The organism is Streptomyces cathayae, from assembly GCF_029760955.1.
GTDB classification, from domain to species: domain Bacteria; phylum Actinomycetota; class Actinomycetes; order Streptomycetales; family Streptomycetaceae; genus Streptomyces; species Streptomyces cathayae.
Genome location: NZ_CP121682.1, coordinates 2,712,604 through 2,726,537, shown reverse-complemented (window position 1 = coordinate 2,726,537; position 13,934 = coordinate 2,712,604). Strand labels below are relative to the sequence as shown.

Sequence of the window (13,934 nt, the reverse complement as noted above, 5' to 3'; positions counted from 1 at the left end):
CGGCCTGATCCGGACGAGAGACCGAGGCGGGGGTCTCGCGCACCACGGGTGCGTGAGACCCCCGCCGTCGTCATGAGCAGACCTTGCCGTCCTTCGGCACCGTGCCGTCCAGCAGATACGCGTTCACGGTGGAGTCGACGCAGTCGCTCCCACTGCCGTACGCGCCGTGGCCCTCGCCCTTCCAGGTGAGCACGACCCCCACGTCCTCGCCCAGCTCGTCCGCCATCCGCCGGGCACCCTCGTACGGGGTGGCCGGGTCGCCGGTGTTGCCGATCACCAGGATCGGCGCCGCGCCCGGCGCGCTCACCTCCGGGGTGTCGTGTCGGCCCGGCACCGGCCAGTCGTGGCACCAGCCCGCCGTGTCCCAGCCGAGGAACGGCCCGAACACCGGCGAGATCCGCTCGAACTCCGGCAGCAGCTTCTTCGTCTGCGCCGCCGTCGGCCGCTGCTTGGCGTCCGAGCACGATATGACCCGCTGCGAGTGGGTCGTCGTGCTGTAGCGGCCCGACGCGTCGCGCTCGTTGTAGCCGTCGGCCAGGGCGAGGAGTGCCGAGCCGTCTCCCTTTTCCGCGGCCTGCAGGGCACCGGTCAGCGCGGGCCAGCCCTCCTTGGTGTACAGCGGGAGGACGATGCCGGTCAGCGCCAGCGTCTGGGTCAGTTCCCGGCCGGCCGAGGACGTGGGCAGCGGCTCGGCGTCGATCCGGTCCAGCAGCTGGGCGATCTCACGGGTCCCCTGCTCGGGATCCCGGCCGGTGGACCTCAGATAGTTCTCCAGCGCGCGCTGGAAACCGCGCGCCTGGTTCTTGGCGTGCCCCATCGTGTCGGCGGTCGGGTCGACGACCGCGTCGAGGTTCATCCGGCCCACCTTCTCGGGGAACAGGTGGGCGTAGACCCCGCCGAGCTCGGTGCCGTACGAGATCCCGAAGTAGTTCAGCCTGTCGTCGCCGAGCGTCCGCCGGATGCGGTCCAGGTCGCGGGCGGTGTCGGTGGTCGACACGTGTGCCAGCAGCTTTCCGGCCGCCTCCTGGCAGCCCTGCCCGAAGTCCGCGGCGTCCCGGAAGTAGGCCCGCTCCTCGGCCGGGGTGTCCGGGGTGGTGTCCACCGACTCGGCCGCCTGGATCTCCTCGTCCTCCCGGCAGCGGACGCCCTCGCTGGCGGCCACTCCCCGCGGGTCCCAGCTCACCAGGTCGTACCGCTCACGCAGCTTCGAGACGTTCGGGGCGTAGGCGGGCATCATCGACACGCCGGAGCCGCCGGGGCCGCCGAAGTTGAACAGCAGTGACCCGAGGCGGTCGTCCCCCGTGGCCTTCGCCCGGATCAGGGCCAGTTCGATCGTCTCGCCGTCCGGTTTCGCCCAGTCGAGCGGCACCTCGAGCGTGCCGCACTGCCAGTCGGCGCCGGGTGCGGGCGCGCCGTCGGAGGCCTCGCAGCGCCCCCAGCCGAACGCCGTCCCGTCCCTCTCGTCATCGGACGAGCCGCCGCTGCACCCCGCCGCCAGGAGCGCGGCGGAGACCGCCAGAGCCGTCCACCGTGCGAAACGCGTCATGTGCCACATCCCCCTCGCGGGCCGTCCGCGCCGTGCGGCGGATGGCGGTCAGGCCATGGTAGGCAGATCCCGGGTTCGTGCGGGAAACCTGTGGATAACCCTCTGACCTGCTATTTCGCGGGGAACAGGAGCAGACGGTCCCCGTTTGGCGCGCCTCCTTGAGCCGCAGCGGACCACAGCGGTTGACAGCGGACTACAGCGCTTCCTTGCGGGTGAGGTGGTTGAAGGCCAGCCAGCCCGGGAGCACCGGCAGCCACAGCGTCAGCAGCCGGAACAGCAGCACCGCCGGCGCGGCGACCTCGCTGGGCAGACCGACCGCGATCAGACCGACCGTCAGGGTCGCCTCGACCGCGCCCACACCTCCCGGGGTGGGAGCCGCCGACCCCAGCGCGTTGCCCGCGAGGAAGACCACCGCCACGCCGGCGAGGCTGACCGACGTCGTCCCGTCGCCGAACGCCCGGACGGAGGCGTACAGGCACAGCACGAAGCAGGCGGTCAGCAGCAGCATGCCGCCGATGCCGGTGGCCAGCTTCTGCGGACGCTGCAGCACGTCGAGCATCCGCGGCACGACACCCGCGAACAGCGACCGCACGCGCGTGACGACGAACTTCCGCAGGAACGGCACCGAGGTCACCACGAGCACCAGCACCGCCACCGTCAGCAGACCCGCGATGACCGTGCGGGACGGCGACAGTGAGGGCGTCTTCTCGGTCCCGGTCAGATAACCGAACGCCAGCAGCATCAGGATGTGGCAGCCCAGCCCGAACAACTGCGAGGCGCCGACACTGGCCACGGCGAGTCCCGGCCGCACCCCGGCACGCTGGAGGAACCGGGTGTTCAGGGCGACACCGCCCACCGCCGCCGGGGCGACGATCTTCACGAAGGAACCGGCGACCTGCGCCGCCACCGTCCTGACGAACGGCACCCGCTCCGGGACGAACCCCAGCAGCGCCAGGGCGGCGGCGAAGTAGCTGGCCGCCGAGAACAGCACGGCCGCCACCACCCAGCCCCACTCCGCGTTGGAGATCAGCGGCCCGAACTCGATGTGGGTGAGCTGCGTCAGCAGGAAGTACCCGCCGATGGCACCGGCGATGAAACTGATCAGCGTGCGCGGACGCACCCGCTCCAGCCGGGCCGGCTCCACCGGCGCCTGCGGCCTGATCCGCAGCACCTCGTGCCGGATCTGCGTGAGCAGGTCCTCCTCGCGGGCCTCCTCCAGCGCCTCGTCGATGGCCCGCTTCTCGGCCCGCTGCTCCGCCCGCACGGTCTTCTTGTCCGGCTTCCCGGCCGCGGTGGACCCGGTCGCAGGCCCCTCGGCCTGGTCCGCCGCGGCCTGTTCCGCGCGGAGCAGCTTGGCCTGCCGGGAGGCCTCCAGGACCGCCTCACGGTCGCGGTGCGCCCGTTCCCGGGCGAGCCGGCGCAGGGTCCCGCGGGTGGAGCGGCTCAGCGCGATGGGCTGGAGCATCGGCAGGCAGTCCGCCACGGCGTCGGGGCCGAGCACGCTCAGCGCGGAGGCCACCGCCCGTTCGGCGCCCACCCTGAGCCCGAGGGTCACCAGCAGCTGGGAGACGTCCATGCGCAGCAGCAGATCGCCGGCGGCGATCTCACCGACGCGCAGGTCGGTGAGGATCACCTTGCCGGAACGATCCACCAGGATCGCGTCACCGACCAGCCTGCGGTGCGCGATCCGGCGGGACTGCAACGCCTGCACCTGACGCCAGGCGCCGCGCAGCAGCTCGTCGGTGATCTCCTCGTCCGGCAGCGAGTCCAGGGCGCGCCCGCCGCTGTGCTCGTAGACGAGCATCACCGCGTCGGGGCCGAGCTCGGAGGTCGCGATCAGCTTGGGCGCGTTGGCACCGGCCGCGATGGCCGCGTACGCCAGCAGCGCCTCCTGCTCCAGCGCCTGGCGCAGGGACTGGAGACTGCTGCGGGTGGCGAAGCCGCGCAGGGTCAGATTGCGCCACGTGCGGTAGAAGAAGCCCTGTGCCTGCTGCTCACGGTCGACCACCGTCACGTCCAGCGGCGGACCGTCCTCCAGGGTGACGAAGTAGCGGCGGCCCCGGTCCCCGGCCTCGACGGCGTCCGGGGCTTCCTGGCGGGACGCGCTCACGGGACGGAAGCCGACGGTCCGCAGGCCCGCCATCAGGGTCTGTCCGGTGGGGCGCACATTGGGCGAACCGACCGCGTAGAGGGTGCCGTAGGCGACGGTCCAGCCGATCAGCACCGTCAGGATGATGGAGAACGGAGTCGTGTACCCGGTGACGAGCATCGAGAAGGCGTCGAGAAGCAGCACGACCCACAGCACCGTGCGCCATCTGGGTCTGCGGGACATGCCGACGGCCGTCATGTAGGCGATGACCGGAGCCAGGTAGCCGTGCACCGGGTCGGTGAGAACGTGTATGTCGCCGGGGGAGGGCTGGGTCAGCGCATCCTGGATCGAGCCGGGTGCGGCCCGCGCGACCCACAGGTCGGTGGCGAGTGTCACGCCGTGCGCGAGGACGGCGGCGAGCACCCCGTCGGCGATGCGCAGTCCGTCCCGTTTGATCAGCCGTTCGATGGCGAAGGCCACCGGTACGAGCAGGATCGCGATGCTGGAGGCCAGACCGGCGATCTTGATGAGCAGGTCGGGCGCCTGGCCGGTGCCCTTGGTGATGTCCTGTTCCAGCCCCGAGGTGGTGCCGTGGGCGAAGGCGGCGACCGCCAGCAGGGCCCCGACGGCGAGTACACCGACGAGCAGTCGCATGAGATCGGACGGGCGGTGCACGCGCGCGGGGAGCAGGGGCTCGTCGCCCTCGACCTCGTCGCTGTGCGCCGGATCGGTGACGCCGGCGCCGCCCGCCCCTTCCGTTTTGTCTGTCCTGTCCGTGCCGTCGGGAGGGCCCGGAGCGGCCTGCTTTCCCACCGCCTCGGTGCCGGCGGCCTGCGCGTCGGCGTCCTGCGGGCCGGTGTTCCCGGTGTCCGGATGCGACGAGGCGTCAGAGGTGCCCGCCGCGTCCCCGGGGTGCGCACCCTGCTGTTCCATCGCCTCTTCTTGCTCTCGTATCACCAGTCACCACCCGCACGATGGTGGCATGCCGTACCGCCACAAGGGGGCATCAGGGTCCCCCTGCGGAGCCGCACAGTCTGCCCGAAGCGCGGTCCCCGGGCGAGGCATACGCACGCGCGCGTACCCGTCACACGGTCGGCCGCGTTGTCGGTGGGGTGGTGCAGGATGGGTCGGATGAGTCAGGAGAGCCTCCCGTCCGGCACCGGCCCCCGGCACGCGGACGCCCTGCCCGAGTACGCCGAGCGGGTCCTCGAGGTGGCCGAGCGGATCCCGCCGGGCCGCGTCATGACGTACGGCGACGTGGCCGAGTGGCTGGGGGAGGGCGGCCCGCGCCAGGTGGGACGTGTGATGGCGCTCTACGGCGGAGCCGTCCCGTGGTGGCGTGTCGTCCGCGCGGACGGTGTGCTGCTGCCGGGACACGAGCTGAGAGCCCTCGGCCACTACCGCGCGGAGGGCACTCCGCTCAAGGAGGCGAGCCGGGCCGCGGAAGGACACCAGCCGCGCCTCGAGATGAGGCGCGCACGGTGGGACGGCGGCCACGGGGAGGGTCACACCAGCCAGCTTCCGGCATCGGACACACCGCCGTGCGACCTGTGATCCGTATGGGGGAAACGGGGCACGACCGTGCCATGACGTACGTTCGTGGGGCGAGTGACACGCGTGCCGCGAGCGTCGGGAGGGAAAATACGGAGGCCCTGCTTCCGCACTCCCCGTCGGTCTAGCGTCACCAGCAGGTGTCTCTCCGACCCCGCGGCCACCGCCCACCCCACACGGTGGAACGGCAACCAGCACACCCACCAGGACCGGCGAACCACGTGAGCTCCTCTTTCTCCACCAACGGCCTGTCGCACCCCCAGGTGCGGCGGGGGGCCCGTGGCGCTCATCGGCTGGTCCGTACCCCGCCGGCTCGCAAGACTCCCCCACGACTGGACGCCGCGCAGCGCTCCGTGGTTGACCACGAGACCGGACCGATGATCGTTCTCGCAGGTCCGGGCACCGGGAAAACGACCACGCTCGTCGAGTCCGTGGCCGCGCGTATCGCCCGTGGAGGTGATGCCGAACGCATCCTCGTGCTGACGTTCAGCCGCCGGGCGGCCGTCGAGCTGCGCGACCGCATGGCCCTGCGGACAGGAGCCGCACGCGCCCCGCAGGCGACCACGTTCCACTCGTTCTGCTACGCCCTGATCCGCGCCCACCAGGACAGCGATCTCTTCGTGGAACCGCTGCGCCTGCTCTCGGGCCCCGAACAGGACGTCACCGTCCGTGAGCTGCTGGCCGGCCAGACGGACCTCGAACGCCTCGGTCTGGCACACGTGCGCTGGCCGGACGAACTGCGGGCCTGCCTGACCACCCGCGGCTTCGCCGACGAGGTCCGCGCGGTGCTCGCCCGCAGCCGTGAACTGGGCCTCGGCCCCGACGCCCTGGACGCCTTCGCCCGCCGCATCGGACGCCCCGACTGGCGTGCCGCCTCCGCCTTCCTCGCCGAGTACCTCGACGTCCTCGACCTGCAGGGCGTGCTCGACTACGCCGAACTGGTCCACCGCGCGGTGCTCCTCGCCCGCCGCCCCGAGATCGCCCGGCAGCTCGCCGCGCGGTACGACGCCGTGTACGTCGACGAGTACCAGGACACCGACCCGGCCCAGGTGCGACTGCTGCACGCGCTGGCCGGCGGCGGCCGCACCCTGGTCGCGTTCGGCGACCCGGACCAGTCGATCTACGCCTTCCGGGGCGCGGACGTGAACGGCATCCTGGACTTCCCCGAGGCGTTCCCCCGCGCGGACGGCCGCCCGGCCCCGGTCGAGGTGCTCCGGGTCTCGCGCCGCTCCGGCGCGGCCCTGCTGTCCGCCACCCGCCTGGTCACCCAGCGCATGCCGCTGACCCGCCTCCCCGCCGAGAAGGTCCGCGCCCACCGGGAACTCACACCGGCCCGGGACGGCGGCCGGGCCGAGGTCTACACGTACCCGACCCCCGGTACGGAACTGGACAACATCGCCGACATCCTGCGCAGGGCCCACCTGGAGGACGGCGTCGCCTGGAGCGACATGGCCGTCCTGGTGCGGGCCGGCTCCCGCACCCTCCCCGTCGTCCGCCGCGCCCTCACCTCGGCCGGCGTCCCGGTGGACGTCGACGGCGACGACCTCCCCCTGCGCCACGAACCGGCGGTGACCCCGCTGCTGACGGCCCTGCGGGCGGTGGCGACGGCGGAGGCGGCCGACGGCCCGGGACGAGAGCGGGAGCAGGAGCAGGAGAGGGGACGGAACCCGGAGCCGGGGCAGGGACAGGAGCAGGAGCAGCCGCAGGAGCAGGTCCGGCAAGAGCCCCGCTGGCTCGACACCGAAACCGCCCTCACCCTGCTCACCTCCCCCCTCGCCGGCATGGACGCCGCGGACCTGCGCCGCCTCGGCCGGGCCCTGCGCGAGGAGGAGCGGGCCGCGGGCAACCCCCTGCCACCGCCCTCGGACGAACTCCTCGCACGCGCGCTGGCCGAACCCGAGCGGCTGGTCGTGCACGACCCCACGTACGCGCGCGGCGCCCAGCGGCTCGGCGCGCTGCTGCGCACGGCCCGCGCACGCCTCGCCGACGGCGGCACCGCCGAGGAGGCGCTGTGGGACCTGTGGGACGGCACCCCGTGGCCCGCACGCCTGGAACGCGCCGCCCGCCGGGGCGGCGCCGCCGGACGCCACGCCGACCGGGACCTCGACGCGGTGTGCGCCCTGTTCGCGACCGCCGCCCGCGCCGAGGAACGCATCGGCGGCCGGGGCGCCCTGAACTTCCTGGAGGAGATCGACGCCGAGGACATCGCCGCCGACACCCTCACCCGACGCGCCGTACGCCCCGACGCCGTACGCCTGATGACCGCGCACCGCGCCAAGGGCCTGGAGTGGCGGCTGGTCGTCGTGGCCGGCGTCCAGGAGGGCCTCTGGCCCGACCTGCGCCGCCGCGGCTCCCTGCTGGAGGCCGACCGCATCGGCCGCGACGGACTCGCCGAACCGCTCACCCCCGGCGCGCTCCTCGCCGAGGAACGCCGGCTGTTCTACGTGGCGGCCACCCGCGCGCGGGAACGCCTCGTCGTGACGGCCGTGAAGGCCCCCGCCGACGACGGCGACCAGCCCTCCCGCTTCCTGACCGAACTCGGCGTCGAGCCCAAGGACGTCACCGGCCGCCCGCGCCGCCCGCTGTCCGTCGCCGCGCTCGTCGCCGAACTGCGCGCCACCACGGTCGACCCGCGCGTCTCCGACACCCTCAGGGAGGCCGCCGCCCACCGGCTCGCCCGGCTCGCCGCCCTCGCCGACGAGGACGGACGCCCCCTGGTGCCGTCCGCCCACCCCTACCGCTGGTGGGGCATGTACGAACCCACCCGGAGCAAGGTGCCGCTGCGCAGCCGCGACCAGCCCGTCGTGCTCTCCGGCAGCGCCCTGGACCAGCTCGCCCACACCTGCGCCCTGCAGTGGTTCCTCGGCCGGGAGGTGAAGGCCGACGCACCCGCGACCGCCGCCCAGGGCTTCGGCAACGTGGTGCACGTCCTCGCCGACGAGGTGGCCTCCGGGCACACCCCGGCCGACCTCGCCGTCCTCATGGAACGCCTCGACTCCGTGTGGAACGCGCTCGCCTTCGACGCACCGTGGAAGTCGCAGCAGGAGAAGCAGAACGCGCGCGTGGCACTCGAACGCTTCCTGCAGTGGCACGTCATGGACCGCGCCGGACGCACCCCGGTGGCCAGCGAGCACGACTTCGACGTGAGCCTCGCGGCCGGCGACTACGAGGTCCGCATCCGCGGCCAGATGGACCGCGTCGAGACCGACGGCGAGGGCCGCGCCTACGTCGTCGACTTCAAGACCGGGAAACAGGCCCCCAGCTCCGCCGAGGTGGCCCGCCACCCCCAGCTCGCCGTCTACCAGCTCGCCGTCCAGGAGGGCGCAGTCGACGAGGTGTTCGACGGCAAACGCCCCGAGACGGGGGGTGCCGAGCTGGTCCAGCTGCGCCAGGGCGCCGCCGGACGGGACGGCGGGGAGACCCTGCCCAAGGTGCAGGCCCAGCAGCCGCTGGAGGGGGAGTGGGTCGGCGACCTGCTCGCCACGGCGGCCGGCAAGGTCCTCGACGAACGCTTCACCCCGAGCACCGGCCAGCACTGCGCCCACTGCGCCTTCCAGGCCTCGTGCAGCGCCCGGCCCGAGGGGCGGCACGTGGTCGAGTGACGGGCCTCACGCAGCGCGCCGCCCGCACCGGCCCGCGGTTCACCGCCCCCGGAGCGCCGTCCGGCCCCGGGTGTCAGCGATCACCGTTAGCCTCTGCGATGTGCCCGCACCTCTCACCGACCCCGATCAGCTCAAGGAACTCCTCGGCATCCCCTTCACCCCGGAGCAGACGGCCTGCATCGTCGCGCCGCCCGCCCCCCAGGTGATCGTGGCCGGAGCCGGCTCGGGCAAGACGACGGTGATGGCGGCGCGCGTGGTGTGGCTGGTCGGCACCGGCCAGGTCGCCCCGGAGCAGGTGCTCGGCCTCACCTTCACCAACAAGGCCGCCGGCGAACTCGCCGAACGCGTCCGCAAGGCACTGGTCAAGGCCGGCGTGACCGACCCCGACCCTCTCGACCCGGACAACCCGCCGGGCGAACCGGTGATCTCCACCTACCACGCCTTCGCGGGCCGCCTCCTGACCGACCACGGGCTGCGCCTCGGCCTCGAACCGACCTCCCGCCTCCTCGCCGACGCGACCCGCTACCAGCTCGCCGCGCGGGTGCTGCGCGAGGCTCCCGGCCTCTACCCGGCACTGACCCGCTCCTTCCCCGACCTGGTCGGCGACCTCCTCACCCTCGACGGCGAACTCTCCGAGCACCTCGTACGGCCCGAGGACCTGCGCGACCACGACACCGAACTGCTGCGCACCCTGGAGAACACCCGGCTCACCAACGCCGACCTGCGCAAAGTGCCCGAAGCGGCCGCCGCCCGGCGCGAACTGGCCGACCTCGTCCTGCGCTACCGGGCCGCCAAACGCGAACGCGACCTGCTCGACTTCGGCGACCAGATCGCCCTCTCGGCCCGGCTCGCCCGGATCCCCGACGTGGGCCGCGTCCTGCGCGACGAGTTCCGCGTGGTCCTCCTCGACGAGTACCAGGACACCTCGGTCGCCCAGCGCGTCCTGCTGGCCGGCCTGTTCGGCGGCGGCACCGGCCACCCGGTGACCGCCGTCGGCGACCCCTGCCAGGCGATCTACGGCTGGCGCGGCGCCTCCGTCGCCAACCTCGACGACTTCCCCGAGCACTTCGCCCGGGCCGACGGCGGCCCCGCCACCCGTCAGTCGCTCAGTGAGAACCGCCGCAGCGGCGGCCGCCTGCTGGACCTCGCCAACGGCCTCGCCGACCCCCTGCGGGCCATGCACGCCGGAGTGGAAGCCCTCCGCCCGGCCCCGGGAGCCGAACGCGACGGCACCGTCCGCTGCGCCCTGCTGCACACCCATGCCGAGGAACTCGACTGGATCGCCGACTCCATCGCCCACCTCGTACGCACCGGGAAGGCACCCGGCGAGATCGCCGTCCTGTGCCGCACGGCGACCGACTTCGCCCAGATCCAGGGCGCCCTCGTCGCCCGGGACGTCCCCGTGGAGGTCGTCGGCCTGTCCGGGCTGCTGCACCTGCCCGAGATCGCCGACCTGGTCGCCGTCTGCGAGGTCCTCCAGGACCCCGGGGCCAACGCCTCCCTGGTCCGCCTGCTGACCGGCCCGCGCTGGCGCATCGGACCCCGCGACCTCGCCCTGCTCGGCCGCCGTGCGCGACTGCTCGTGACCCACGCGCGCGTGGACGGCGAGGACGACCCCGACCGCCGTCTCGCCGCAGCCGTCGAAGGGGTCGACCCGGCCGAAGTGATCTCACTCGCCGACGCCCTCGACACGTTCCTGGAGACACCCCTGGACGGGCCGGGCGACGACGGGCTGCCCTTCTCACCGGACGCGCGCGTGCGGTTCGCCCGGCTGGCCACCGAACTGCGCGACCTGCGCCGCTCCCTGGCCGACCCGCTGATGGACGTCCTGCACCGCGTCCTCGCCGTCACCGGTCTGGAGATCGAACTGTCGGCGTCCCCGCACGCCCTCGCCGCCCGCCGCCGCGAGACCCTGTCCAACTTCCTCGACGTCGCCGCCTCCTTCGCCGCCGGGGACGGCGAGGCGACCCTGCTCGCCTTCCTCGGCTTCCTGCGCACCGCCGCCCAGTACGAGAAGGGCCTCGACAACGCGCTGCCGGGTGGCGAGAACACCGTCAAGGTCCTCACCGCCCACAAGTCCAAGGGCCTGGAGTGGGACGTGGTGGCCGTCCCCGGACTGGTCACCGGTACGTTCCCCAGCGGCCAGGGGCGCGAGAAGTGGACCGCACAGGGCAAGGTGCTGCCCCACGGACTGCGCGGCGACGCCGACACCCTGCCCGATGTCGGGTCCTGGGACTCCAGGGGCCTGAAGGCCTTCCACGACGCCATGAAGGAGCACCAGCACACCGAGGAGCTCCGCCTCGGCTACGTCACCTTCACCCGCCCCCGCTCGCTGCTGCTCGGCTCCGGCCACTGGTGGGGGCCCTCGCAGAAGAAACCGCGCGGGCCGTCCGCCTTCCTGCAGGCCCTCCACGACCACTGCGCCGCCGGACACGGCGAGATCGAGGCCTGGGCGGACGCGCCCGCCGAGGGCGAGGAGAACCCCGCCCTGCACCGGGCCGCCCAGGACCAGGCGTGGCCCCTCCCGCTGGACGAGGACGCCCTCGCCCGCCGCCGCGCCGCCGCCGAGACCGTCCTGGCCCACCTGGAAAGCCTCGCCGGCGACCCGGACGGCCACCCCACGGCCGTCCACGCTCCCGGCACGTACGCCGATCCGGACTGGCCCCCGCCGCCGGACGACGAGCACCTCCCGCCCGAGGAGGGCGACCCCTTCACGGACGACGACTCCGGCGACTGGGACTCCTGGACCACCGACCGCCCCACCACCGACCGCCCCACCACCGACGGCGGTCCCGACGACGGCGGTCCCGACGACGGCGGTCCCGACGACGGCCGTCCCGACGACGGCCGTCCGGACGGCGGCCGGCCCGTCGTCCCGCTCCGGATCCCGCACCAGGCGCCCCCTCCGGAGCCCGCCCCACCCCGGCTCACCCCCGAGGAAGCCCGCACCGTCGCCTCCTGGGACCGCGACCTCGACGCCCTCACCGGCGAACTGCTGCGCGCCCGCGACAGCGTCACCGAGGTCCTGCTGCCCGCGTCGCTGACCACGTCCCAGCTGCTGCGCCTGGCCGCCGACCCGGACGGCTTCGCCCAGGAACTGGTCCGCCCCATGCCCCGACCGCCGCAACCCGCCGCGCGCCGCGGCACCCGCTTCCACGCCTGGGTCGAGAGCCGCTTCGAAGAACTGACACTGCCCATGCTCGAACCCGACGAGCTTCCCGGCAGCGAAGCCGAGATCGCCGACGAACACGACCTCGCGGCCCTCAAGGACGCCTTCGAACGCACCGAGTACGCCCGCCGCACGCCCTACCGCGTGGAGGCTCCCTTCCAGCTGGCGATCGCCGGCCGCGTCGTACGCGGCCGCATCGACGCCGTCTACCGGCAGGCCACCGGAGAGAAGGCCGCCGGAGGGGAGGGAGACGCCGGCGACGGGACGACGTACGAGATCGTCGACTGGAAGACCCACCGCAACCGCACCGCCGACCCCCTCCAGCTCGCCGTCTACCGGATCGCCTGGGCCGAGCAGCAGGGCGTCCCCCTGGGGTCGGTCACCGCCGCCTTCCTGTACGTACGCACCGGCGAGGTCGTACGCCCCGACGCGCTGCCGGACCGCGAGGCGCTGGAGCGGCTGCTGCTGGAGGAACCGTCCGGTGAGATACCGCACTCCGAGGACACCTCCGCGGGCCGATAGGCTCGAGACCATGAGCCAGCCCGTTGACAGTGCCGTCAGCGCCGTCCGTACGTACATCGAGCAGCACCGCGCCGCCTTCCTCGACGACCTCGTCGAGTGGCTGCGCATCCCTTCGGTGTCGGCCCAGCCCGACCACGCACCCGACGTGCGCCGCAGCGCCGACTGGCTCGCCGCCAAACTCACCGAGACCGGCTTCCCGACCGCCGAGGTCTGGCCCACCCCGGGCGCCCCCGCCGTCTACGCCGAATGGCCCTCGGCCGACCCCGGGGCACCCACCGTGCTGGTCTACGGCCACCACGACGTGCAGCCCGCCGCCCGCGAGGACGGCTGGCACAGCGAGCCCTTCGAACCCGTCGTACGGGACAACCGCCTCTACGCGCGCGGGGCCGCCGACGACAAGGGCCAGGTGTTCTTCCACACCCTCGGTGTGCGGACCCACCTCGCCACCACCGGCCGCACCACCCCCGCCGTGCACCTGAAGCTGCTGATCGAGGGCGAGGAGGAATCCGGCTCACCCCACTTCCGGGCACTCGTCGAGCAGCACGCCGACCGGCTCGCCGCCGACGCGGTGATCGTCTCCGACACCGGCATGTGGTCCGCGGACACCCCCACCGTGTGCACCGGCATGCGCGGTCTCGCCGAGTGCGAGATCCGGCTGTACGGCCCGGACCAGGACATCCACTCCGGCTCCTTCGGCGGCGCGGTACCCAACCCGGCCACCGCCGTCGCCCGCCTGGTCGCCGCCCTGCACGACGAACACGCGCGCGTGGCGATCCCCGGCTTCTACGACGGCGTCGTCGAACTCACCGACCGCGAACGCGAGCTCTTCGCCGAGCTCCCCTTCGACGAACAGCAGTGGCTGCGCACCGCCAGGTCGCACGGCACCCACGGCGAGAGCGGATTCAGCACCCTGGAACGCATCTGGGCCCGCCCCACCGCCGAGGTCAACGGCATCGGCGGCGGTTACCAGGGCCCCGGCAGCAAGACGATCATCCCCTCCTCGGCGACGGTCAAACTCTCCTTCCGGCTGGTCGCCGGCCAGGACCCCGACCACATCGAGAAAGCCGTCCGCGACTGGACGGCGGGGCAGATCCCCGAGGGCATCCGCTGCGAGATCACCTTCCGCCCCGCCACCCGCCCGTGCCTGACCCCGCTCGACCACCCCGCCCTCGAGTCCGTGGCCCGCGCCATGGGCCGCGCCTTCGGCACACCCGTCCGCTTCACCCGCGAGGGCGGCTCCGGACCGGCCGCCGACCTCCAGGACGTGCTCGGCGCACCGGTGCTCTTCCTCGGCATCTCCATTCCGTCCGACGGATGGCACGCACCCGACGAGAAGGTCGAACTGGACCTCCTCCTCAAAGGCGCCGAGACCACCGCACACCTCTGGAGCGACCTCGCCGAGCACTGGCGGCCCGTGCCCTGAACGCCCGGGGCCGTCCGGCCCCGGGCGCCCGC

At 73.5% G+C, this 13,934-nt stretch carries 6 protein-coding genes; 4 read left to right on the top strand and 2 right to left on the bottom strand.

The annotated features are described in order from the left end of the window. Window positions 1-70 precede the first annotated feature (70 nt). Window positions 71-1,546, bottom strand: a complete 1,476-nt coding sequence (locus tag PYS65_RS12180; protein ID WP_279333970.1) for an alpha/beta hydrolase — start codon at window positions 1,544-1,546, stop codon at window positions 71-73. Window positions 1,547-1,739: 193 nt separating this feature from the next. After that, the gene (locus tag PYS65_RS12175) at window positions 1,740-4,568 is read right to left on the bottom strand and encodes a lysylphosphatidylglycerol synthase transmembrane domain-containing protein (protein ID WP_279333969.1); all 2,829 of its coding nucleotides are present in this window, start codon (window positions 4,566-4,568) and stop codon (window positions 1,740-1,742) included. Between the two features lie 198 nt (window positions 4,569-4,766). Between PYS65_RS12175 and PYS65_RS12170 the strand changes: the two genes are divergently transcribed. From PYS65_RS12170 to PYS65_RS12155, 4 genes are all read left to right on the top strand, one after another. Then, entirely contained in the window at window positions 4,767-5,189 is a 423-nt protein-coding gene (locus PYS65_RS12170; protein WP_279333968.1) for an MGMT family protein, read from the top strand. Window positions 5,190-5,407: 218 nt separating this feature from the next. Continuing rightward, on the top strand, window positions 5,408-8,788 hold the full coding sequence (locus PYS65_RS12165; protein WP_279333967.1) for an ATP-dependent helicase: 3,381 nt from the start codon (window positions 5,408-5,410) through the stop codon (window positions 8,786-8,788). 100 nt (window positions 8,789-8,888) lie between these two features. Beyond that, window positions 8,889-12,479, top strand: coding sequence for an ATP-dependent helicase (locus tag PYS65_RS12160; protein WP_279333966.1), 3,591 nt, complete (start codon window positions 8,889-8,891; stop codon window positions 12,477-12,479). A gap of 10 nt (window positions 12,480-12,489) precedes the next feature. Continuing rightward, complete coding sequence (locus PYS65_RS12155; RefSeq protein ID WP_279333965.1) at window positions 12,490-13,902, top strand: dipeptidase; 1,413 nt, start codon at window positions 12,490-12,492, stop codon at window positions 13,900-13,902. Window positions 13,903-13,934 lie beyond the last annotated feature (32 nt).

Excerpts from the sequence above, each read along its gene's own strand:
- PYS65_RS12180 (WP_279333970.1), bottom strand. The coding sequence starts at position 1,546 with ATGACGCGTTTCGCACGGTGGACGGCTCTGGCGGTCTCCGCCGCGCTC.
- PYS65_RS12175 (WP_279333969.1), bottom strand. The coding sequence starts at position 4,568 with ATGGAACAGCAGGGTGCGCACCCCGGGGACGCGGCGGGCACCTCTGAC.
- PYS65_RS12170 (WP_279333968.1), top strand. The coding sequence starts at position 4,767 with ATGAGTCAGGAGAGCCTCCCGTCCGGCACCGGCCCCCGGCACGCGGAC.
- PYS65_RS12155 (WP_279333965.1), top strand. The coding sequence starts at position 12,490 with ATGAGCCAGCCCGTTGACAGTGCCGTCAGCGCCGTCCGTACGTACATC.